This window comes from Variovorax boronicumulans (assembly GCF_040544675.1).
Classification (GTDB): Bacteria; Pseudomonadota; Gammaproteobacteria; order Burkholderiales; family Burkholderiaceae_C; genus Variovorax; species Variovorax boronicumulans_D.
In genome coordinates, this window is sequence record NZ_JBEPKK010000006.1 from 218,457 (window position 1) to 239,501 (window position 21,045).

20 protein-coding genes are annotated in these 21,045 nt (G+C 62.9%); 12 read left to right on the plus strand and 8 right to left on the minus strand.

Going from position 1 to position 21,045, the window contains the following annotated elements; all coding sequences use genetic code 11:
- Positions 1-12: 12 nt before the first annotated feature.
- Entirely contained in the window at positions 13-1,443 is a 1,431-nt protein-coding gene (locus ABIC90_RS13505) for a hypothetical protein (protein WP_354354626.1), read from the minus strand.
- 162 nt (positions 1,444-1,605) lie between these two features.
- Positions 1,606-2,520 carry a DMT family transporter gene (locus ABIC90_RS13510; RefSeq protein WP_354354627.1) on the minus strand — a complete coding sequence of 305 codons (915 nt, stop codon included), beginning with the start codon at positions 2,518-2,520 and terminating at the stop codon, positions 1,606-1,608.
- Between the two features lie 136 nt (positions 2,521-2,656).
- Here ABIC90_RS13510 and ABIC90_RS13515 point away from each other — a divergent pair, with 136 nt between their 5' ends.
- From ABIC90_RS13515 to ABIC90_RS13545, 7 genes are all read left to right on the plus strand, one after another.
- The gene (locus tag ABIC90_RS13515; RefSeq protein WP_354354628.1) at positions 2,657-3,868 is read left to right on the plus strand and encodes an amidohydrolase family protein; all 1,212 of its coding nucleotides are present in this window, start codon (positions 2,657-2,659) and stop codon (positions 3,866-3,868) included.
- A 94-nt stretch (positions 3,869-3,962) separates the two neighbouring features.
- Complete coding sequence (locus ABIC90_RS13520; RefSeq protein ID WP_354354629.1) at positions 3,963-5,180, plus strand: alpha/beta hydrolase family protein; 1,218 nt, start codon at positions 3,963-3,965, stop codon at positions 5,178-5,180.
- Positions 5,181-5,297: 117 nt separating this feature from the next.
- Positions 5,298-5,555, plus strand: coding sequence for a hypothetical protein (locus tag ABIC90_RS13525; protein ID WP_354354630.1), 258 nt, complete (start codon positions 5,298-5,300; stop codon positions 5,553-5,555).
- Between the two features lie 92 nt (positions 5,556-5,647).
- Entirely contained in the window at positions 5,648-6,361 is a 714-nt protein-coding gene (locus ABIC90_RS13530; protein ID WP_354354631.1) for a hypothetical protein, read from the plus strand.
- Positions 6,362-6,671: 310 nt separating this feature from the next.
- On the plus strand, positions 6,672-7,703 hold the full coding sequence (locus tag ABIC90_RS13535; RefSeq protein WP_354354632.1) for a patatin-like phospholipase family protein: 1,032 nt from the start codon (positions 6,672-6,674) through the stop codon (positions 7,701-7,703).
- Positions 7,704-7,797: 94 nt separating this feature from the next.
- Positions 7,798-8,313 (plus strand): RICIN domain-containing protein, encoded by a 516-nt coding sequence (locus ABIC90_RS13540; protein ID WP_354354633.1) that lies wholly within the window; start codon positions 7,798-7,800, stop codon positions 8,311-8,313.
- Positions 8,314-8,369: 56 nt separating this feature from the next.
- Complete coding sequence (locus ABIC90_RS13545; RefSeq protein ID WP_354354634.1) at positions 8,370-8,705, plus strand: hypothetical protein; 336 nt, start codon at positions 8,370-8,372, stop codon at positions 8,703-8,705.
- Positions 8,706-8,735: 30 nt separating this feature from the next.
- Here ABIC90_RS13545 and ABIC90_RS13550 read toward each other — a convergent pair whose 3' ends face one another.
- The 4 genes from ABIC90_RS13550 to ABIC90_RS13565 all read right to left on the minus strand — a co-directional run bounded on the left by ABIC90_RS13550 (position 8,736) and on the right by ABIC90_RS13565 (position 12,515).
- Positions 8,736-8,915 carry a hypothetical protein gene (locus ABIC90_RS13550; RefSeq protein WP_354354635.1) on the minus strand — a complete coding sequence of 60 codons (180 nt, stop codon included), beginning with the start codon at positions 8,913-8,915 and terminating at the stop codon, positions 8,736-8,738.
- 157 nt (positions 8,916-9,072) lie between these two features.
- Positions 9,073-10,278 (minus strand): PAS domain-containing sensor histidine kinase, encoded by a 1,206-nt coding sequence (locus ABIC90_RS13555; protein ID WP_354354636.1) that lies wholly within the window; start codon positions 10,276-10,278, stop codon positions 9,073-9,075.
- A gap of 127 nt (positions 10,279-10,405) precedes the next feature.
- Positions 10,406-11,230 (minus strand): 2,5-didehydrogluconate reductase DkgB, encoded by an 825-nt coding sequence (gene dkgB, locus ABIC90_RS13560; protein ID WP_354354637.1) that lies wholly within the window; start codon positions 11,228-11,230, stop codon positions 10,406-10,408.
- Between the two features lie 31 nt (positions 11,231-11,261).
- Positions 11,262-12,515, minus strand: coding sequence for an MFS transporter (locus ABIC90_RS13565; protein WP_354354638.1), 1,254 nt, complete (start codon positions 12,513-12,515; stop codon positions 11,262-11,264).
- A 257-nt stretch (positions 12,516-12,772) separates the two neighbouring features.
- Here ABIC90_RS13565 and ABIC90_RS13570 point away from each other — a divergent pair, with 257 nt between their 5' ends.
- The 4 genes from ABIC90_RS13570 (at position 12,773) to ABIC90_RS13585 (ending at position 18,728) form a co-directional block, all read left to right on the plus strand.
- Positions 12,773-13,750: a hypothetical protein gene (locus ABIC90_RS13570; RefSeq protein WP_354354639.1), complete on the plus strand. Its 978-nt coding sequence runs from the start codon at positions 12,773-12,775 to the stop codon at positions 13,748-13,750.
- Entirely contained in the window at positions 13,747-15,483 is a 1,737-nt protein-coding gene (locus tag ABIC90_RS13575) for an RNA-directed DNA polymerase (protein ID WP_354354640.1), read from the plus strand. Before ABIC90_RS13570 ends, ABIC90_RS13575 begins: the two co-directional genes overlap by 4 nt.
- Positions 15,484-15,781: 298 nt before the next feature.
- Positions 15,782-16,099 carry a hypothetical protein gene (locus ABIC90_RS13580; protein ID WP_354354641.1) on the plus strand — a complete coding sequence of 106 codons (318 nt, stop codon included), beginning with the start codon at positions 15,782-15,784 and terminating at the stop codon, positions 16,097-16,099.
- Between the two features lie 445 nt (positions 16,100-16,544).
- Complete coding sequence (locus tag ABIC90_RS13585; RefSeq protein ID WP_354354642.1) at positions 16,545-18,728, plus strand: hypothetical protein; 2,184 nt, start codon at positions 16,545-16,547, stop codon at positions 18,726-18,728.
- Here the strand turns inward: ABIC90_RS13585 and ABIC90_RS13590 are convergent.
- Both ABIC90_RS13590 and ABIC90_RS13595 read right to left on the minus strand, forming a co-directional pair.
- Positions 18,716-19,183, minus strand: a complete 468-nt coding sequence (locus ABIC90_RS13590; RefSeq protein ID WP_354354643.1) for a hypothetical protein — start codon at positions 19,181-19,183, stop codon at positions 18,716-18,718. The two genes, ABIC90_RS13585 and ABIC90_RS13590, sit on opposite strands and share 13 nt — an antisense overlap.
- Positions 19,180-20,214, minus strand: coding sequence for a M35 family metallo-endopeptidase (locus tag ABIC90_RS13595; protein ID WP_354354644.1), 1,035 nt, complete (start codon positions 20,212-20,214; stop codon positions 19,180-19,182). Before ABIC90_RS13595 ends, ABIC90_RS13590 begins: the two co-directional genes overlap by 4 nt.
- Before the next feature lie 250 nt (positions 20,215-20,464).
- Between ABIC90_RS13595 and ABIC90_RS13600 the strand changes: the two genes are divergently transcribed.
- Positions 20,465-21,022 carry a DUF3455 domain-containing protein gene (locus tag ABIC90_RS13600; RefSeq protein WP_354354645.1) on the plus strand — a complete coding sequence of 186 codons (558 nt, stop codon included), beginning with the start codon at positions 20,465-20,467 and terminating at the stop codon, positions 21,020-21,022.
- Positions 21,023-21,045 lie beyond the last annotated feature (23 nt).

Here is a 21,045-nt window from a genome sequence, read left to right on the forward strand (position 1 = left end):
GGTGCGCCCTGCTCAGGCGGACATGGGCGTCCCGAGAGGAGAGGGCAACGGGTCCGTGGGAATCTCCGTGCTTGGGTACTGCCCCAGCGGATGAACGGCGAAGTAGGAGTCGAAGAGGATGCTGTTCGGGCCCGGGCTGGCAACCTTGGCTTGTGGAACCATGAGGTTCCTGGGTCTTGTGCTGATTCCGTCGTCGGTCTTGTCGGCGGGGGCGGAGAGTTTGAAGATCTCGCAAGTGCCGCTGCCCATGCCATCGTTGCGAACGATGTATTGCACCGAGGGCAGGTACTTGTGCGTCGATGGGTCGGCGGTCATGCCGCACGCGATCAGAAAGTCGATGATGTAGTTGGTGTCTTCGATCTGCGCTCGCCGCGTGTAATCCTCTTCCGTATAGGCGGACAGGTAATCGAGGCAGACGTCCACGCCGAACGGCACACCACCGAGTGGATCGTTGTCGAAGCCTTTGAATTGCTTCCCGCCTGCCAGCGATATAGCGGTTGCCGTGGACTGCTTCAGGACCAGGATCTTGTAAGGGCCCAATCTGACTTTCCAATACTTCTGACCGTATTTCGTGACTTCCATGGCTCTGCCCGCCGTGTTTTTGAATGCAGTGAAATCGATGTGCGACACATTGCGCTTGGGCCACATCGCAATCGGTCGACTGCCGTCAGGGTTGGCCTCGCTGAAGTTGTCGATCACCAGCACGTAGTTGAGCGCTTCGTAGGATGGCAGGTCCTTGTCAGAGACGTTCTTGTCATCGGCCAGGGGCGCGGGTGTGGCATCGATGCGCTGCTTTGTCAGAACTTGCGCGGTTCCCGGCAGCAACGCCAGTTTGCCGTACTGCTCCTGCGGGAACAGCGCGATCAATGCGCGCACATGCTTCTGTACTTCGACGACGCAGGTGTTCGAGAAGACCTTGATGTCGTCTTCGGTCTGCACCGCATCCCAGTTCACATTCCAGAAAAACTCAGGCACCACGAAGTAGCAGAGATCGGACTCCGCGCTCTTCTTTGGGAGGCCCTGTGTCAGTGCATCGCGAAGCAGCGTGAATTTTTCTTGCAGGGCGCGTTGGGTATATGTCTTGATGTCTTCACTCGGCAGTCGTTGATTGGCGGGCGGCGTGTACGTGGGGGTCTGAAGATTGAGGACGCGTACGTTCTTCACTGCCTCTTGCACCGGCTTGGGTGGCGGGGCTTCGACGGGTGGCGCCTCCACCGCTACAGCGGCGGGCGTGGGCTCCGGGGGCGGGGGTGCGGTCTCCGGAACCGGCGGTGCGCTGGCCACGGGGGCGAACGACGCTCCGCCACCGTTGCCGCCACCACCGCACGCTGCCAGCAATGCGGTGGATCCCAGTGGCAAGGCCAGGCCGGCCCTGAGTAACGAACGCCGCCGTGTCCCTTGCGCAGACGGTTCTTCCGAATCAACTGTGTGTTGATGAGCCATGTAGGCAAACTCCCTGATTGATTGATACAGCACAAAAAGTGCGAACCAGCTTTTGCAACATCTGTGCCAATAAGGCAGCGCTTCAGTTGGGCTGTACCTCAATCAAAGAAGTGCAAATGCAATGTAAAAGCGCAACAACACTGCATTTAGAAAAATCATCGATCAACGGCGCGCAGGCATCGTCATCGCAACCACCCCAACCACAATGCACCCAAGCCCGGCCCACGCGGTGGGCACCAGCCTCTCGCCCAGAAAGACCATGCCGATCGCCACGCCGATGGGCACACGCAGATAAGCCTGCGCGGCGGTCGACATCGGCCCCAGGGTCTTGATGAGCCGGAAGTAGATCGTGAAGGCCAGCGCCGTGGAGAGCACCGCCAGCGCCAGCACCGCCGCCATCGACGCGGCCGACGGCGCGAGCGTCCATGGCCTGTCGATCAGCACGCTCGCGGGCAGCAGCATTGCCGCGCCGCTCAACAGCGAGCCCGCGGCCGGCACCATCGGGTCCAGCCCCTTGAACACGCGGCCGAACATCGCGGCAAAGGCGTAGCAGACGGCCGCTGCCACCAGCGCCAACTGCGCGCGCAGCGAATGCCCGAGCCCGTGCAACGCCTCGACGCCGACGATCAGGCAAATGCCCGCGAGCCCCGCCGCCACACCGAACAAGCGGCGCGGCGAAGGCTTCTCCGCGCCGCTCAGGCACAGGCCGAGCAGGAAGATGAAGATCGGCGAGGTCGAGTTGAGGATGGTCGCCAGCCCCGCATCGACACTGCGCGCAGCCCACGCAATGAGCGTGAACGGCAGCACGCTGTTCAGGCAGGCCTGCGCCACGAAGCGCCGCCACATGGCGGGCTCCGTCGGCAGCTTCAGGCCGCGCATGCGCAGCACCGCGAGCAGCAGCAGGGCGGCGATCAGCGTGCGTGCCGCGATCAGCGTGACCGGCGGCAGCGTCTGCACGCCGATCTTGATGAAGGTGTACGAGGCGCCCCAGCAGGTGGCGAGCACCGCGAGCAGTGCCCATTCGAAGGCGAGGTGCGGCGTGGCCTTGCCGGCCGGAGCGAGTGGGGTCGTCTGCATGTTGCGTCGATGATCGCGAGACCGCCTGACGAACACTTCGGTCTGGACCGAACCGTGGATGTGCTGACCACGCGCGTGAATCTGGGTACGCTGTCCGCACGAACCCCTTCGATGCCATTCAACGACAAATAAAACCATGTCCCCGATCCTGATCCGCAACGTGCGCCCGATGGGCGCGTCACCCGTCGATGTGCTGGTGCGCGACGGCCGCATTGCCGCCATCGGCGCTGCGCTGTCCGCGCCGGCCGATGCCACGGTGGAGGAGGGCGGCGGCGCATTGCTGCTGCCCGGCCTGGTCGAAGGCCACACCCACCTGGACAAGACGATGTGGGGCATGCCCTGGTACCGCAACGAAGTGGGCACGCAACTCATCGACAAGATCGAGAACGAGCGCGCCTTTCGCCACGCCAGCGGACACGACGCCGGCGCGCAGTCGCTGGTGCTGGCCAAGGCTTTTCTGGCGCTGGGCACCACCCGGCTTCGCACGCATGTCGATGTCGATACCCAAGCCGGCCTGCGCCACCTCGAAGGCACGCTGCGCACGCGCGAGACGCTGCGCGGGTTGCAGCAGATCCAGGTCGTCGCGTTCCCGCAATCGGGCCTGCTGGGCCGGCCCGGCACTGCGGAGTTGCTCGACCAGTCGCTCGCGCTCGGCGCCGACGTGCTGGGCGGCCTGGACCCCTGCGCCATCGACGGCGACGCCGTGAAGTCGCTCGATGTGCTCTTCGGCATTGCCGACCGCCACCAGCGCCCCGTCGACATTCACTTGCACGAACCCGGCGCGATGGGCGCGGCCTCGCTCGACCTGATCCTGCAGCGCACCGAGGCGCTGGGCATGCAGGGCAAGGCGGCCATCAGCCACGGCTTCTGCCTGGGCGATGTGCACGAGATCGGCGAACGCACGCGCGACGCGCTGCTCGCGCGCATGGCCAGGCTGGGCGTGGTGCTCATCACCAGCGCGCCGCCTTCGCGCAGCGTGCCGCCGCTCCTGGCCTGCAGGCAGGCCGGCGTGACCGTGCTCGGCGGCAACGACGGCATCCGCGACGCGTGGACGCCCTACGGCAACCCCGACATGCTGGAGCGCGCCATGCTCATCGGCCTGCGCTACAACCTGCGCCGCGACGACGAAGTCGAAGTGGCGCTGGACACCGTCACCCACTCGGGCGCGCGCGGTTGCGGCTTCGAGGCCTATGGGCTGCAAGCCGGCGACCGTGCCGACCTGGTGCTGGTCGATGCGCAGACGCTCGCGCATGCGGTGGTGGCGCGGCCGGTGCGCAAGCTGGTGGTGGCGGGCGGCCGGGTGGTGGCGCGCGATGGTGCGTTGCTGGCCGAGGTGGCATCGCTGTAAGAATCGCACGCGGTGTGTATTTCAATCGTCAGACAAACGGATGGGGGTCCTTTTGAAGCAAGGTTTTGTAGGTGCGTTTCTCCTTGGCGTTTGCATGGCCGTGTCGGCCCAGACTGCCTGGCCCAGCTACATCGGCGATCTGCCGCGGGCCGTTTCAGAAAGCCCCGTAGCGGCCGAGCTGCCGCCGCAGGTGGCTGCATTGGCGGAGGACGCCACTGCACCTGCCGCCGTGGCGCCCTGGAGCGGCATCTGGAAGGGGTGGGCATGCCGCGGGGCGGGTTGCGACGTCAAGGTGTCGATCAGAGACCTCTCCGCCACGGGCGCGACCGTGACCTATGCGGGCGCAAGCCTGTTGCAGACAGTCGTCGACGAAGCCCCCGGCCACTTCGAGAACGACGAACTCCATGTCAGGCTGAAGACCGGCGCCAAGCTGGTCCTGCGTCTTCGCCAGGACGGTGACATGGAGCTCGGTATCTGGCGGCCGGACACCCAACTGCTGTCCGTGGGCGTGCTGTCGCGGCGGCCGCCCGCCTACGTGCGGCGCGTCGAATGGCTGGACACTCCGTTCACGGAAAGCGGCAAGCCCGTTCGCCTGGAAATGGTCGTCCACCGACCCGAGGGCGACGGGCCTTTTCCGACGCTTGTCATGAACCACGGGTCCACAGGCATGGGCAATCGCCCGGAGTGGTTTCCGCTCACATGGGTCAGCCCCGAGGTGAGCGCATTCTTCGTCGCGCGCGGCTGGCAGGTCGTCTATCCGCAGCGCCGGGGACGGGGCAAGTCCGATGGGCTGTACGACGAAGGTTTTGAAGCCGATCGCTCGCGCTATTCATGCCAGGCTTCGCTGTCGTTGCCCGGCGCCGAGCGCGCACTGGCCGACATCGGCGTCGCCATGGCGGCGATCCGGCAGCGCGCCGACGTAGACGCCAAGCGCATCGTGATCGGCGGTGTCTCGCGCGGCGGCATTCTCGCGACGGCCTATGCCGGCCTCCATCCGCAAGAGGTGGTGGGCGCGATCAACTTCGTCGGCGGCTGGCTCGGCGCGCTGTGCCCGGACGCGGTCAAGGTGAACGGCGAACTCTTCGCGCGCGGCGCCGCCTTCCCCGGGCCGACGCTCTGGTTGTACGGCGAAAAGGATCCGTACTACCCCATTGCCCACAGCCGCGGCAACTTCAAGGCATTTCAGGCGGCGGGCGGAAAGGGCACGTTCACCGTTCTCACGCCGCCGCAAGGCCAGGATGGCCACAGCACCTATACCGTGCAGCGCCTGTGGGGCGCATCGGTGGACACATACCTGGATTCGATCCGCTGACAGACGAGGCCCCCAAGCTGTCGGGCGCGGCCCCGGGGCATGCGCGGCGACGGCTGACACGGCTTTGCTGCGGGCGATGCAAATATCAGGCATCGACAACATCTGGAGGAACACCCCATGAACAAAGCCCTGATCGCCATCGCCACATCGCTCACTCTGCTGGCCGCCGGCACCGCCAGCGCCCAGATCGGCAAGGCCGCCTCCGAGGCGACCGACGCCGCCCAGCACAAGATCGACGAGAAGCAGGCCGACAGCAAGGCCAAGAAGAGCGGCCCGGTCGGCAAGGCCGTGAACAACGTCAAGTCGGGCTATCACAAGAACCGCGCGAAGAGCTCGGCCGACAAGGCCAAGCAGTCGCTCAAGAACGCGGGCTGATCACAGCCCGGTGGCCGGTCGTTGGTCCTGCGCCGTTCGCAGCAACGCCAGCCTTTTCGAAATCAGATAACCCGCTCACTACACTGGCTCGGATGAGCCACCGCCTCACGTCCTACTTCTGGAGCGACACCGCCCTGCGCAGCCGAAGCGTGGGCGGTGTCGTGCTGTCGGGCACGGTCGATGTGCCACAGCCGCCCGCGCGGCTCTTGGCCGATTGGGAGCGGGAGATCGTCGCGACCCTCTTCCTGGAGCCCGGTGACGTCGAGCCTCTGTCGCTGGCGCGCGCCCGCATGCGATGGCCCGACTACAAGCGCTGCGTAGAGGCCGCGACCGAATGGACGCACACGCTTGGGCTGAACGGCGTGCTCGCTTCAAGCGATATCGCGCTGATGGCTTGCCGCGGCGCGAAGTACCACCATGACGGCGAGCAATACGGAAGCGCGGCTTTCTGCAATCTCTTCGTGAGCGAAGACAAGGGGCTCGAGGTGTACTTCCCCTGCATCGGCCACCGCATCCCGCTGGCCCGGGGTACGGTGCTGATGTTCGACACCGCGCAGCCGCATGCGGTGATCCGCCGCGGCAGCGGCGGCTTCGATGCGGATGACTTCGCATCCGATTGCGACTGCACCCAACTCTTCCTGACCTGGGAGCTCCCCATCGAGAACGCCGATGTGGCGCGCGCACTTCGGATCGACTTCGACACCGACCCTTCGACTGCATCGCGATTGAGTGAAGAACAGGTGTGGCTGAACGGCGCACGGGCCAGCGTGTGCCCCGAGTCCGGCCAGTGGCGCGCCGCCGGTTGAACGAGCGACTGACCGACCGACTGGACCCTCAGACGCGCTTGCCGCGCAGCCGTTCGGCCTGCTCCGTGCATCGATGCGTACTGAGGCATTCGTCTGGCTGCCTGGCCGGTCTCCTCGAGCCCGATCGTGCGAACCAAGGACCGCGTTGCAACCCGCATGACGATGCATTCGAGGACACCGATCTCTTGCGTGGCATCCGGAATTACGTCGATGGATTGAACGGGATTCCACGCGTAGACGATGCACCTGCCACAGGCAGAGACTCCGCTTCCCCGACCCGGGGAGTTCAATGATTTGAAAGGAGCTGGTCATGGCAGAGCCTGGAAAAAAATTCACCATCCTCTCGTTCGTCGGAGGTGGCATACGCGGACTGATGTCGGTCACGATCCTGCAGAAACTGCAGGAGAAATTTCCCGGCATCGTGGATGAGACCGATCTGATCGCAGGGTGCTCGACAGGGTCGATCATCACGAGCGAACTTCTTGCCGGAAAGACTGCGAAGGAGCTCGTCGAATTCTTCAAGACCGGCGAGATCAAGTTCTACGACAAGATGAACACCGACCCGAACACGCCCGCGTACGACATCGACGAAGTGTTCGGTTCGCAGTTGGCGCTGCATCCGGTCATGAAAGTCTCCGAACTCGAACGCAAGGTACTTTTCGTGACCTTCAATGTCGGCGGCCTCTCCACCTCGGCCGACGGCGTCGTGACGCCCACGCCCTGGGCACCGGTCATGTACACGAACATGGCGCCGGGCATGGGCGACGTGCTCATCGCCAAGGCCGCCACCTCCAGCGGTGCGATGCCGGGGCAGCTGGGCTCGTACGAAGGCAATGTCGACGGCGCCTTCTTCAACCACGATCCGACGGTGGCGGCCATCGCGCTGGCCGTGCAGGCAGGGCACAAGCTGGAGGACATCACGGCCATCACCATCGGCACCGGCCTCATGCACGACTGGATTGCGAGCGACACCCACAAGTGGGGGGCCAACCAGTGGATGACGGGCGACGGCAACCCGTTCAACAACACGCCGCCGTTCCTCATGAACCAGTCCACGCCCGGGCCGGTCCTGGACATGAGCCTGAACGGAACCTCCTGCAACCTCATGCCGACGCTGGCCGGTTTTCTGCTGGGGGATCGCTACGTCAACCTCAACCCGAGGCTGCCCTTCTTCATTCCGGAGAACACGACGTACCCCGAGGCCATCCAGCTGCTGCAGGACAAGGGCTGGACCGCGGACACCTCCGAGGCGGAGGCATTGATCAAGGCCTACTGGAGGACGAGCATCGTCGTCGACGACCCCCTCCTGGGCGACGCCCAGCGCAGCGCCGCGCGCGCCTGAGCGCTGTTTCTCTGCATTCCACGAACGTACGTATTCCTCTCAAGGAGCAACGATGTCGATCCTTCAAAAAGATGTTTCGCCAGCAACCCCGACCATGGGTCCGCTGGACCTTGGCCCCTACGCCATCCGGCACCTGGCCGGAAGCCATTACGTGCTCGATGTGTTCCAGAACAACGCCGCAGCGGGCACCAAGGTCATCGGCTATTCGCGCAATTCGCCGAACAGCAGCAACCAGCAATGGATGTTCGTTGCCGCAGGCCCGGAGAACCCGGGGTGGTGGTACCTGCAGACGCAGATGAGCACCGACTTCGTCGTCACGCTCGAGCCGTATACGCCGATCGAGCCGAACCTGCCGCTCGAGCCCAGGCCCCTGTTCATGATGCCGAAGGACACGCAGCCGTCCGAGTACCAGCTCTGGTGCCTCCTGTCCACCGAGAAACTCGGCTACTGGTACATCCAGAGCAAAGCCCATTCGAGCAATTCGCAGACGCCCATGGTCATCCAGCTTTCCAGCGACCAGTCCGCGGCGCCAGCGATGGCCGGCCCGATCAGCTTCAACGAGTTCGAGAAACAGGCATGGGGGTTCGTGCCGCTCCTGCCGCTGCCCTAGTGTGCTGTCCTGGCAGGCGAGACGGCCACGCGGCGGGTTTTAAATAAACTCCGCCCATGAAAAGCAAAGCGAACGCCCAGCCCATCCTGCAGCCCGTCGTCGAGCTGCGTGGCGAGGGCGCCTTGTTCGCTTACGCCGTGCGAGCGCCGCGCTCCAAGGGCGTGATACCGCCGAGCTCTTACAGGAACAGTGGCTTCGCCACCCTCGCCGAGTGCCTGCACGATGTGGGCAGGGCACTCGGTGGCGACTTCAAGCGCATCTATGTGCGCCTCGATGGCCACTGCGTCGGCGAGCGCGACATCGTCGAGCTGTACGCGGCGCCCGAGAAGGTTGCGGCCGAGTTGAAGGCCGAGTGCGATGCGTTGAACGCGCTGCGTTGCGTCGCCGGCTGATCAATCAATCGCTGGATGCGCAACGACGCCTCAGCTGGCTGAATCCTCCGGCCCGCGCGGCGGCCTTGGCGGCTTGCGCTCGAGGTGGCGCTCCCACAAGAACAGCGCCGGCATCGCGACCAGGTGCGCGGCGGCACCGAGCAAGCCGATGCAGAACAGGACGACGGCGATCAAGGGACTTGCGGCGATGCCGAGAAGGATCTTGAGCATGGTGGGTCAGCAGAAAGTCTGAGGTGCCGCGTGATCGAGCAGGTTTGATTTTTTTGCCGTCCTGGCCCACACAGACGGTGCAAGAAGGATGCCGCTCGCCGGAGCGATGTGTCAATGACCCGCAGGCGCGCAGGCATGGCCCCGGAAAGCGCCGCCGTCACGCAGCCGCTTCAGGCACCGCGAGCGGCAGCCGCACCGCGAACTCGCTGCCATGGCCTTTGCCGTCGCAGCGCACCTCCACGAACCCGCCGTGCGCGTGCACCAGGTCCCTTACCAGCGACAGCCCCACGCCGAAGCCGCCGTCCGATCGGTGCGGGTCTTCTTGCGTGAACAGGTCGAAGATCACCGGCAGCAGGGCGGCGTCGATGCCGATGCCCGTGTCTTCCACCCGGATGACCGCGTGATCGATTTCCACCGTGCAGCGCAGCCAGATCTTTCCGCCGGCCGGCGTGTACTTGATCGCGTTGTGCAGCAGGTTGAAAACGATCTGGTGCAGGCGCTGGCGGTCCGCCACGATCGGTATGCGCGCGGACGGCACCAGCACCGAAAGCGCCTGCTGCTTGGCCGCGGCGTCCGCGCGCACCACGTCGGCGATGGCGACCACCTCCGCACCCAGGTCGAACCCCGTCTTCTCCAGCCGCAGCTTGCCCGCGCCGAAGCGCACCACCTCGGCCAGGTCGTTCATCATCCGTTCCATCAGCGTGACCTGGCGCTTGACGATGTCGATGCGCGATGCCACCTCTTCGGCGGGCAGCGCCTTGCGCGCCACCAGCTCGGTGGCAATGCGGATCGGCCCCAACGCATTGCGCACCTCGTGCACCAGGCGCCCGAAGAACGCATCGCGCTCCTGCAGCGTCTGGTGGGCGGTCTGGAGCCGGTTCTCGGTGGTCTCGATCTGCGCGCGCAGGTTGGTGCGGTCGGCCATCACCTTCACGAAGCCGATGTGCTGCCCCGCTTGCGCCGGGTCGTACAGGGCGACCATGCTGCCCGCCACCCAGATGCGGGCGCCGTCCTTGCGCCGGTGCCAGCGGTCGTCCTCGGAGCGGTGCGCGGACACGGCCACGCGGCGCTCCAGCAGCGGAAGGCCCATGGCGCGGTCTTCCTCCACAAAAAGCACGTCGATGGGCTGGCCCACGATGTCGCTCTCGGCATAGCCGAAGAGCGCCTTCGAGGCGCCCTGCCAGGCGGTGATGACGCCCTCGGTGTCGAGCACCACGAAGGCGATGTCAGGCGACTGCTGCCAAAGCAGCACCGCGGCCGTTGCCACATCGACGGCTGCTGGCGCGGCCGTTCCCTCGAGCGGGCTTTTGTCGGGGCCGTCCTCTGGGCGCGGTTCGGGGCGCGGTTCGCCGGATGTTGTCATCGCGGCATCGTCCGCAAAGCGGCCACCTCGCGCAGTGGTGGGATGGGGCCGACACCGTGTGGGACAAGTTCGCCACTTCGAGCGCGAGGCGTGCGGAATCAGCGCACGTTCAACCTCAATCGAGACGTCAATCCCACGCCGGCGACAGCCCGGCCGGGTCCGTCAGCCGCTCGCCGCGCTCCAGCGCCGCCATCTGCGCCATCTCGGCGTCCGTCAGCGTCAACTGCCGCGCCTTCAGGTTGCCTTCGAGGTTCGCCCGCTTCGTGGACGAAGGAATCACCGCATACCCCAGCTGCATCGCCCACGCCAGCGTGACCTGCGCGGTGCTTGCGTCGTGCGCCTTCGCAATCGCCTCGATCACCGGGTCGGCAATCACCTTGCCGTAGGCCAGCGTCATGTACGAGGTGATGCGAATGCCTTGGCTCTTCGCGAACTCCGCCACCTTGCGGTTCTGCAGGTACGGGTGCAGCTCGACCTGGTTGGTGGCGATGTTCTCTGCGCCCACGGCGGCAATGGCCTCCTGCATGAGCGCGATGTTGAAGTTCGACACGCCGATGTGCCGGGTGAGCCCTTGCGCCTTGGCCTCGGCCAGCGCGCCCATGAACTCGGCCACCGGCACCGCATTGCCGGGCGAGGGCCAGTGGATCAGCGTGAGGTCCACATGGTCTGTGCGCAGCTTGGCGAGGCTGTCTTTCAGGCTGGGCACCAGCTTGTCTTTGGCGTAGTTGTCCGTCCAGATCTTGGTGGTGATGAAGAGCTCGCTACGCGCCACGCCGCTTTCGGCGATGGCCTGGCCCACCTCGGCTTCGTTGCCGTAGATCTGCGCGGTGTCGATGGCGCGGTAGCCCACGTCCAGGCCGTTCTTCACCGAGTCGATCACCACCTGGCCCTTGAGGCGGAAGGTGCCGAGGCCGAAGGCGGGGATGGTGTTGGGGTTGTTGGTCGTTGTCATGGTGTTGGTCCTTGGAAGAGTTGGGGTGGATTCAATTCGAGGAATGCCGCGGAACCGGCTTTGCCGGGCCGCTGGCGTTGCCCCCTGCAAGGGGGTTGGCGGAGCGACACGAAGTGCGCGAAGACTGGGGGTTTGCGTCAAGCTTTCCGCTCCAGTGCGTGAGGCCCAGCGACACCAGCACCACCAGCGCGCCGATCCATGGCGTGTGCATGAGGCCCAGGTGCGTCACGATCAGGCCGCCGGCCCAGGCTGCCAGGGCAATGCCCAGATTGAAGGCTGCGATGTTCAGGCCCGAGGCCACGTCCACCGCCTGCGGCGTGAAGCGCTCGGCCTGCTTGACCACATACACCTGCAGCCCCGGCACGTTGCCGAACGCTACCGCGCCCCACATCAGCACCGCCACCAGCGCCAGCCACTTGTGCGGCGCCGCGAAGTTGAACACCAGCAGCACCACGGCCAGCAGCGCAAAGATGATCTTCAGCGCCGGAATGGGCCCCAGCCGATCGGCCAGCTTGCCGCCCCAGATGTTGCCCGCCGCCACCGACACGCCGTACACCAGCATCACCCAGCCCACCGCGCCCGCGCTGAAGCCCGACACGTCGGTGAGGATCGGCGCCAGAAAGGTGAACGGAATGAACGAGCCGCCGTAGCCGATGGCCGTCTTGGCATACACCAGCAACAGGCGCGGCTCGGCCAGCACCTTGGCTTGCTGCGCCAGCGAGGCCGGCGGCGTGTGGCGGATGTTGGAGGGCACAAAGATCCAGCTGCCGACAAAGGCGACAACGCCCAGCGCCGACACCGCCAGGAAGGTTTCGCGCCAGCCGAAGTGCTGCCCGATGAACGTTCCCAGCGGCACGCCGGTGACCAGCGCCACCGTGAGCCCGGTGAACATGATCGCGATGGCGCTGGCCGCCTTGTCCTTGGGCACCAGGCCCGTGGCAATGGTCGAGCCGATGGAGAAGAACACCCCGTGCGCCAGCCCCGTGAGGATGCGCGCGGCCACCAGCGATTCATAACTGGGCGCCTTCCACGCCAGCAGATTGCCGAGCGTGAACAGCGCCATCAGCCCGAGCAGCAGCGCCTTGCGCGGCAGCTTGCTCGTGAGGGCAGTGAGCACCGGCGCGCCGATGGCGACGCCCAGGGCGTAGAGGCTGACCAGCAGGCCCGCCGAAGGCAGGCTGATGGCGAGGTCAGCGGCGACCGTGGGGATGAGGCCAACGATGACGAACTCGGTCGTTCCGATGGCGAAGGCGCTGAGGGTCAGCGCGAGTAGGGCGATGGGCATGAGGCACTCCTGGATGGGTTAGGAGGAGTGTCTTGCGGATACCTTTGCGGATAAATGGGAAGGTAGGCAGAAGATAGTTGCTCCAGGAGCAAGAGTCAGATAGGGGTAACGGTGTCTTTTTGGTTGTTGAAATTACGCAAACCTAGAACGCGTGGAGCTCCAAGTTTTCTGCCGAGAGCAATTGGCGGTTGCATTAAGTACTGTCTAGGTCAAGAATCAGTGACGATTCGATATCTTCGCGAATTAAATAACTTGGCTTGACAATGACCAAATTCGATGCCCGATTGTTAGATCCTGATCTTCTGCCGGATTACCTTTGGAATAAAAATACGGACAGGCTAACCCTACCCGAGCCTTTGGCAATTGCATATGTAAATTTAGTAGATCAGAAGAATCTTCGAGAATTGAGTGCTAATCGAGATAAAGGCCCAGTGGGTGGGCTGACACAAGAAAGCGCTGACGAACATTTTGCACAAGCTTTTGATGGGTCCGCTGCCCGCGCCATGCTCGCCGTGCTTGATCCAAAAAATGAAATTGGTTCTACCTCCAATAATTTCATAAGATCAACCGCAGGAGCTGCCCTGGCATTGACTGATGCTCCTTGTGGTGCTGGTGCCGCAACATTGTCTTTTTTGACGACTATTGCTGAACTTCGGAAGGCAAGCGTTTTACCAAGAGTGCCATTGAAGGTGCATCTCATTGCAGGTGAATTTTCAAATTATGCGGTTAATCACGCCAAAGATATGTTCGCCTCAGTTCTGGATTTTCTCGAGGAACAGGCGATTACTGTTGAGTTAAATTTCGTAAGCTGGGATGTTACGGACCCGGTAAGTACAACTACTTTGATTAAAAATTGTGTAATTAAAGGAAGTGTGGCCCCGGCGAAATTATTGGTGGTTGCAAATTTCAATGGATTTTTGGTAAGAGAAAAAAGACAAAAAGACGCTCGGCCTCAATTGGACGAGCTTTTTCGGTATGCTTCTGGAGAAAAAAGTTTCGCGATTTGGATTGAGCCGGATATGAATCGAGCAACGGGTAATGGTGGATTCTTCTCCTTTCTGTTAAGTTTTTTTAACAATACCCTGTCGAAATTCGGCATCGTCGATGCAAATAAAAATGCAGATGGACCTGCCTTTCGATCATCAGCCAAATTTTCTCTGCCCCTACAGCCTGGGAATTTTGCTGCTGTTAGGTTGGCTGTGATGCCAATTGATCTTACGAAAAATAGTCTATGAAGATGAAATCCGGAAAGTTGGCCGCCCGTGCAATCAATCAATATCGAAAAAGGGACGTAATTACGTATCTTGGATTGCGTTATTACCTAGAAAATTCGGCGGCTCGCTCTGATCATTGGATTCGTGAGGTTGCTGTAGATTTGGTTATTAGAAGGAGCGCGCCAGCATATTTCCCAGTTCAGCATTTTAAAGAAATTGATGCAAATGGAGGCGTTGGTCTAAGGGAGTTGTTATTGCCAGGGGCTAATGAAGCATTGGCAGAGTCAGCGTTAATCGATGCCTGTGGTGGAGCGGGCGGCAATTTTCTTCCCGGGAGAAATGTTTTTAGTTATCAGCAACCCGAAGAGCTTGAGACGTCAGGCATATTTAAACCATATATGCACGGACTCCGAGCTCGCCATTCAGCAATCTTAGATGCTTGTCGGGAAAGGCCAGAGGCAAGGGTTGAATTTTTGGATATTAGGAAATTTTATCCTTCAATTAAAATAGCGATTGCTCGGCAGGCTTGGCATTCGGCTTGTAAGTCAACGAAAATTTTAAAAAAATACTGCGAACTGGGGGATCGCATTCTTAGCGATCATGCAATTGCGTCTAGTGGGTCAGGCGGACATCTTTTGACTGGGCCGGCATTCAGTCATTTGATCGGAAATTTGGTTTTGCGCCGAGTGGATGAGCTAATGATGGCCGGCATTGCAAAATATACTAGATATGTAGATGACGTGACTCTAGTCGGAAGTTCAAATGAAATTAATGCCTCTAAGGAAATTCTTCGAGTAGAGTTGGAGAAGTTGGGGCTTGATCTTCACCCCTCGGATTCTCCTAAATCTATCAATATTAGTGCGAAGGACTGGCTTGCCCGCGAAGGCGATTATTCCGAGGAAAAAGGTGCGGAATCGTGGGCTGGGTTAATTGGAGATCTGAAAAGATTTTTGCTTTTATATCCTAACAATCGCGAAACCCTTGAGCAGAGTTTTTTCCAGAACGGTTACCGTATTCCAGTTCCAGACTATGGGGCCGCAGTTCGCGAGAAAAGCTACCTGACGAAATTTCAAGAATTACTTCAGCTCAAGTGGTTTCAATCGAGCGTCAGAAATGTCTCGGAGCAAAGTATATTGAGTCGAGCAAAAACCTTGCGAGAGAAGTATCAAAATGAAGTTTGGGATATTGTTCGGCGCGTAGATGGATTCACTCTGCTCGAGAAGAAGAGTCAAATCTCAAAGCTTCGTTATCGCCTAGGGCAACTTACATATCTTTCACCTCCCAGTGAGCTCGTATCTATAGGGCATGCGGTAAACTCAATTGACGGAATGCAGTTGCATAGTGCCGTTGCCAACGCCGTTGGAACGGGCTCTCTCGACAACATCATGCGTTTCGGAACTAATGCAGCACAAGCTGCTGCCCAGCCGATGAGAACGATGCACTACGACGCCAAACTCCTAAATCCTCCTTCTTCTAGCTCAAATCGCGAGGCATTGGCGATATTCCAAATGAACGGTGTGCGAGGTGATGTTGCCAAACTTGATGACGGAGGAAACAAGTTGCTGCAATTCGCGCAAAAAGGCGCCGATCGAGATCTCATGCGCAGCGACGATTTGTTTATTCAAGAAATTGCTTGTTTGCACGGAATTTCTGAAATTCCACGACATTCAAAGATTCTTTCTACAGCTTTTGACCCAGCGGAAGATATTGCGCTAGACGCTATTGAGCAAATTAACCAATATCCGTCTACATAGACAGGGTTGCTTCGTGTGCTGTGGCTCCGCGGCCGGTGCAGATATACTGCACCGTCGCGTAAAAAATCGCGACCGGGTTTGGAAGCCCGTCGAAGTTCTGCGACGAAAGCTGCAGTCACCGCAACATGGTCTGCGGCTTTTCTGTTTGCGCCTCCAGTTTTTGGCGGCTCGAACGGGAAGGCGCGAGCCTTGCCGGTTCTCGTCAGAGCTTCCCGGTCTTCCAACCCGTTCGAGCTGCCGCCACCGTTTGGAAGCGGGTGCGGCGGTTGTTGCAAACCGAAGTTCTGGGAGGCCGTACATGGCTGAATCCGCATCCACACCCGCGCAATCAAGCGCTGGTTCCACATCCCCCACCCTCGACGACCTCGCAATCCAAACTTGCGACGACGCCGACAGCCTCAACGAAGTGCTGCGCGCCTACAGCGCGTTCGAAAAGCTCATCGAACCCGGTGCCCCTGACGACAGCGAATCGCTCATCCCCACGCGCAGCGAACTCAGTGCCTTGCTGAGCCTGCTCAACGAAGCGCTCGTGGCGCGCATCGACGCCGTCAACTCAGCCGCCGCCGATGTGCGCCGCGTGTTGCAAGGCGGCAGCAGCCTGCCCTCGGCGACATAGGTAAGCCGGTAAGTAGATAAATAAGTAAGCGCCGGGCCGCCGGCAAGGTGACTCCGGCGGCCTTCTTCCTTCCTTCACCCGACGTTTTCTTCCCCCGCCAGGTCCGGCCCGCTCGCCCGCCTGCCCCGACCGCATCGCGCACCCGCACGTCCCGCTCACCACCCGCGCCCGTATTCCGTCGATCACCCCCAGCTGCGCCCAAACCGATCACGCCGATGGGGTGTCTTGCGCAGCGAAATCAGGAGGAGCCCGAAGGGCGGGGGACATTCGCGGAGCAAGGCACCCCGTCGGCGTGGTTGCGCCCTGAACAACAGGCGCTGGCAACGAGCGCGCCCCACGCAAGCTACCTGTTCTCGGGTATGGCCCCAGCCCGCCCGCAGCCCTACCATCGCCAGCGACAAAAATTCACAAAAGGGTTGCACAGATGGAACAACAACAGCATTCGGTGCGAACCAAACACCTCCCGGCCCAACGCGCCCTCCGCACCATCGGCGCCGCACTCGCAGCCCTGCTCATCACGGCCTGCGGCGGAGGAGGAGGCGGCGGCGGTGGTGGAAGCCCGGGCTTCCTGCCCATCGTCTCCCCACCGCCTCCGCCGCCGCCTGCTACAGCCACCAGCTTCACCATCGGCGGCACCGTCAGCGGCCTTGCCGGCACCGTCGTCCTGCGCAACAACGACAAAGACGAGCTCCAGCTCACGGCCGATGGCGCCTTTGTCTTCGCCACCGGCGTGGTCGGCGGCAACCCTTACAGCGTCACCGTGGCGCAGCAGCCCGAGGGCCAGACCTGCGCCGTCAGCGCGGCCCAAGGCACCGTGGCCGGCGCCAACGTGAGCGACGTGCGCGTCGTCTGCGCCGTGCAAACCTACGCCATCGGCGGCACCGTCAGCGGCCTGTCCGCCCCGGGCACGCTGGTGCTGCGCAACAACAACAACGGCGCCGACGAACTGAGCGTGTCGGCCAACGGCGGCTTCGGCTTTGCCCAGGCGCTGCCGCACGGCGCGGCCTACGACGTGACCGTGCGCACCCAGCCGGCCGGCCAGCTGTGCACGCTGACCAATGCAAGCGGCATCGCCACCGCGCCCGTCAGCACCATCGCCGCCGTCTGCGTGGCCGACCCCACGGCCCTGCCGCCCGCCGTGCCCGCGCCGCCGTCGGTGGGCTATGCGCCCAAGGCCTTTCTCTTCAACTGGGCGGCCGTCGCCAGCGCCGCCTACTACCGGCTCGGCGAAGACCCGACGAACAGCGGCAGCTTCAGCGTGCTGGCCGACAACCTCGCCGGCACCACCAGCTATGCGCTGCAGAACCTGGTGCTGACCGCGCCGCCCGCGGCCTACCGCTATGCGCTGCAGGCCTGCAACGCCAACGGCTGCAGCGCTTGGTCGGCCCCGGTGCTGCCCGACGCCACGCTGGCCATCGGGTACTTCAAGCGGCCGACGGACCTTGCCGGCCCGTCCACCTTGGGCCAGAACAGAAACGCCGTCGCGTTCACGCCCGACGGGCTGGTGATGGCCATCGGCGACGTGCGGGCGAACGCGGTCCACATGTACAACAACGACGCGGGCACCTGGCGCTGGGTGCAGACGCTGGTGTGGCCCGGGTCGGCGCCGGGGAGCCTCAGCCTGTCGGGCGAGGGCACCTTGCTCGCGGGGCGCTTCCAGACCGGCGACCTCGCGGGCGGGCAGGTCGAGGTGTATGCGCGCGGGCCGCAAGGCTGGGCGCACAGCGAGACGTGGACCTCACCGGCGCCTCGCAGCCGGGGCGATTTCGGCGCGTTCCTGAGCGTGTCGAGCGACGGCACGGTGGCCACGGTGTCCGAATACGGCAGTCCGGGGCCGGGCAACTTCTATGTGTACCGAAAGACGGCGGGCGTCTGGGCGATCGAGCAGCGCGTCGACGCACCGAGCGGCCAGGACGGCTCGCTCTTCGGCGCCTTTGCCACCATTTCGCAGGACGGCAACACCATCGCGGTGGGCTCGCAGTACGAGAACGTGGGCGGCATCGCCGACGCCGGCGCCGCCTACGTGTACACCAGGGCCGCCGGCCCCGGCACCTGGACGCTGAACACGCGCTTCGAATCGCCCACGCCCTCGGCCAACGCCTGGTTCGGCGGCTCGGTCGCCATGTCGGGCAACGGCGAGGTGGTGTTGGTGGGCGCGACCCGCGAGAACGACGCGGGCTACACGGTGGCCGGCGCGCTGTACGTGTATCGCCGGGTCGGCGCGGGCTACCAGCTGGAGCAACGAATCTCCGCGCCCTTTCCCCGGCAGGAGAGCCGCTTCGGCGGTACCGGCACGGCGGCGTCCGCCGACGGCTCGCTGATCGCCATTGCCAGCTTCCTCGACGGCGCGCCATCGGCCGGCGTGAACGGCGACATGACGCCGGTGGCGGGCATCACCACGGGCGCGGTCATGTTGTACGAGAAGCCCGGCGCCACCTGGACGCTGAAGACCTTCGTGAAGGCGCCGAACCCGGACAACGGCGACGTCTTCGGCTACGGGCTCGCGCTGTCCGCGGACGGCAAGACGCTCGCGGTGGGCGCGGCCAGGGAAGCGAGCAATTCGACGGGCATCGGGGGGAATCAGGCGGACAACTCGGTGCCTTATGCGGGGGCGGTTTATTTGTATTGAGGGGCTGGACCCTCGGTCCATTTGCAGCATGAGCCTGTTTTTGCGCATGCGGGCTGGACCGTTGCGTTCAGAACGTCAAGGCGCTCGGGATGCCTGATCGACCGGCTTTCGAACACCTCGACGTGGGTTTGCACTTCGAACGAGGCGCCGGTGCCCAGCGTCTTCAGAAGGTCGGCCACCTCGGCAAGGCGGCGCTGCGCCTTTCGTGATGAATCGACATCGTCTTTGATGGCGCTGGCGAAGATGCTGGCGCGGTAGACGCCCCCGGTCGCCCTGTTCGGGTCTCGCTGGACCACAAACCAGTTCGTCAGGGCGATGAGCTCGCGGGATTCGAGGTGTGTGCTGGCGGGCGCGAACTGCACCTCGTGTTCGAGGCCGCTGAATGAGCATGCGGTGGCCCATGCGGGCGCGAGGATGCAGGCAATGGCGATGCCGGTGCGGAGGTATTTCTTCATGCGAGGCCTTCGTGCGTGACGCCCAGGATGTACGCGGCGATGCTGTCCGCATTCATTCTTGCTTTGGCTCGGTTTTTTGGATCTGCTGCATTGATTCTTGAAATCCTCGTTCCGTACCACTCGTCGCTGGAACTGAAAGTGTCGTCAAAGTGAGTGACTTCGTGAAGCAACGTCAGTAGTCGGGAGTCGCCATCCAACACTTCATGCGTCTCGAAGTGGATCTTGTTGTCCCACTTGAAGGTGCAGAAGTCGAGCGCGATGGCGATCGTGTGAGTGGCGGTGTCGGGCTTGCATACCGCGGCAACAGTACCCGAAGCGCTGCCCATGACGCACATTGCCAGTTTGCCGCCTTCGGTGAAGCGGACAAAGTTCTTGGCCTCCAAACCGTTCAGCACACGCACGCAGGATGCCAAGCCTTTCTGCAGATGCTCGCGCGTGGATTGATCGGCGATGCCGAACCATGTCTTCACACGGGCTTGGGCCTGTTTGTCCCAGCGATTCAACTCCGGGAGCCGTTGCCTTGTGATGTAGTCGACCGCCGTATCGCGCAACTTCAGCGCCATTGCTGCGAACTCCTTGTTGGTCATGTTCGGGCAGATGTTCTCGGTCTGTTCGGCCTCCGGCGGATGCGTGACGGCAGCGTCCACTGCCTTCTTGAACGCGGCCATCTCGAGTCCGGGGTCGGGCGCAACTTTCGCGGCCAGTTCCGTGCCCGTGAAAACGACTCCAGCCGCGTGTGCGTCGTCATCGTCATATATCGCCGTCTGCTGCAACACAGAAACCAGCGGTTGCGGCACCGGGCAATGGCAAATCACCACATCGCCCTCCAGCGCGACCTCCGATATGAACCGGGGGCGGCGCCGCCCGCCGACCTTGGCGATGATGCCGACGCTGTTGCACCCCTCGCAGTAAGCCCTGCCGCCGATCAACGCGACCCGATGGCCATACAGGTTGAACAGCGGCCCGTCGTAGGGCAGCACGCGGCCGCCAGGGGCCGGCGGATCGCCGACCACGAGAATTTTTCGCATCATCTTGGAACCTCCCAGTTGTGGTCTGGGGGTTCTAGAAGGCGGCGGCTGATGACACTGTGGCCCAGTGTGAACCGGCCAAAAATTTGTCACGTTGGCCGCGGGTTTCGACGTTTCGCGACGGCTTGTTGCGCAGACCCATCAGGTCGGGGGGCAAAAAAAGTTTGCATCCCCTGCATCCAAACGCGCATCTGGTGTGTAGATCCTTCAGCAGCGAGGAGCTGCTGACCCTCTACAACCCAGGAGTAATTTCATGCACACCTCCCGTTCGATCGCCGTTCTCGGCGCCATCTCCGCCGCCGCCGTGCTCACCGCCTGCGGCTCCATGTCGATGGCCCCCACCTTCAACCAGTCGAGCCTGCCGCCGACCATCCAGGTGCCCGCCGGCAACAAGGTGGCCATGGAAACGGTCGGCGTGGGCGAGATCACGTACGAATGCCGCGACAAGGCCAACGCCCCCGGCCAGACCGAGTGGGTGTTCGCCGGCCCCGACGCAAAGCTGAACGACCGCAGCGGCAAGCAGGTCGGCAAGTACTACGGCCCGCCGGCCACCTGGGAAGCGAACGACGGCTCCAAGCTGACCGCCACGCAGCTGGCCGTTGCGCCCTCGGGCCCGACCAGCCTGCCGTACCAGCTGGTCAAGGCCAACCCGGCGATGGGCTCGGGCGCGATGACGGGCGTGACCTACATCCAGCGCGTGGCCCTCATCGGCGGCGTGGCTCCGACGTCGGTGCCCTGCACGCCGGCCACCAAGGGCCAGAAGCAGATCGTGAAGTACCAGGCCGACTACATCTTCTACAAGGCGTCCTGATGATCCGGGGGTGAAATTCGCGG

Coding starts and splice junctions, on each gene's coding strand:
- ABIC90_RS13505 (WP_354354626.1), bottom strand. CDS start 1,443: ATGGCTCATCAACACACAGTTGATTCGGAAGAACCGTCTGCGCAAGGG.
- ABIC90_RS13510 (WP_354354627.1), bottom strand. CDS start 2,520: ATGCAGACGACCCCACTCGCTCCGGCCGGCAAGGCCACGCCGCACCTC.
- ABIC90_RS13515 (WP_354354628.1), top strand. CDS start 2,657: ATGTCCCCGATCCTGATCCGCAACGTGCGCCCGATGGGCGCGTCACCC.
- ABIC90_RS13520 (WP_354354629.1), top strand. CDS start 3,963: ATGGCCGTGTCGGCCCAGACTGCCTGGCCCAGCTACATCGGCGATCTG.
- ABIC90_RS13525 (WP_354354630.1), top strand. CDS start 5,298: ATGAACAAAGCCCTGATCGCCATCGCCACATCGCTCACTCTGCTGGCC.
- ABIC90_RS13530 (WP_354354631.1), top strand. CDS start 5,648: ATGAGCCACCGCCTCACGTCCTACTTCTGGAGCGACACCGCCCTGCGC.
- ABIC90_RS13535 (WP_354354632.1), top strand. CDS start 6,672: ATGGCAGAGCCTGGAAAAAAATTCACCATCCTCTCGTTCGTCGGAGGT.
- ABIC90_RS13540 (WP_354354633.1), top strand. CDS start 7,798: ATGGGTCCGCTGGACCTTGGCCCCTACGCCATCCGGCACCTGGCCGGA.
- ABIC90_RS13545 (WP_354354634.1), top strand. CDS start 8,370: ATGAAAAGCAAAGCGAACGCCCAGCCCATCCTGCAGCCCGTCGTCGAG.
- ABIC90_RS13550 (WP_354354635.1), bottom strand. CDS start 8,915: ATGCTCAAGATCCTTCTCGGCATCGCCGCAAGTCCCTTGATCGCCGTC.
- ABIC90_RS13555 (WP_354354636.1), bottom strand. CDS start 10,278: ATGACAACATCCGGCGAACCGCGCCCCGAACCGCGCCCAGAGGACGGC.
- dkgB (WP_354354637.1), bottom strand. CDS start 11,230: ATGACAACGACCAACAACCCCAACACCATCCCCGCCTTCGGCCTCGGC.
- ABIC90_RS13565 (WP_354354638.1), bottom strand. CDS start 12,515: ATGCCCATCGCCCTACTCGCGCTGACCCTCAGCGCCTTCGCCATCGGA.
- ABIC90_RS13575 (WP_354354640.1), top strand. CDS start 13,747: ATGAAGATGAAATCCGGAAAGTTGGCCGCCCGTGCAATCAATCAATAT.
- ABIC90_RS13580 (WP_354354641.1), top strand. CDS start 15,782: ATGGCTGAATCCGCATCCACACCCGCGCAATCAAGCGCTGGTTCCACA.
- ABIC90_RS13590 (WP_354354643.1), bottom strand. CDS start 19,183: ATGAAGAAATACCTCCGCACCGGCATCGCCATTGCCTGCATCCTCGCG.
- ABIC90_RS13595 (WP_354354644.1), bottom strand. CDS start 20,214: ATGATGCGAAAAATTCTCGTGGTCGGCGATCCGCCGGCCCCTGGCGGC.
- ABIC90_RS13600 (WP_354354645.1), top strand. CDS start 20,465: ATGCACACCTCCCGTTCGATCGCCGTTCTCGGCGCCATCTCCGCCGCC.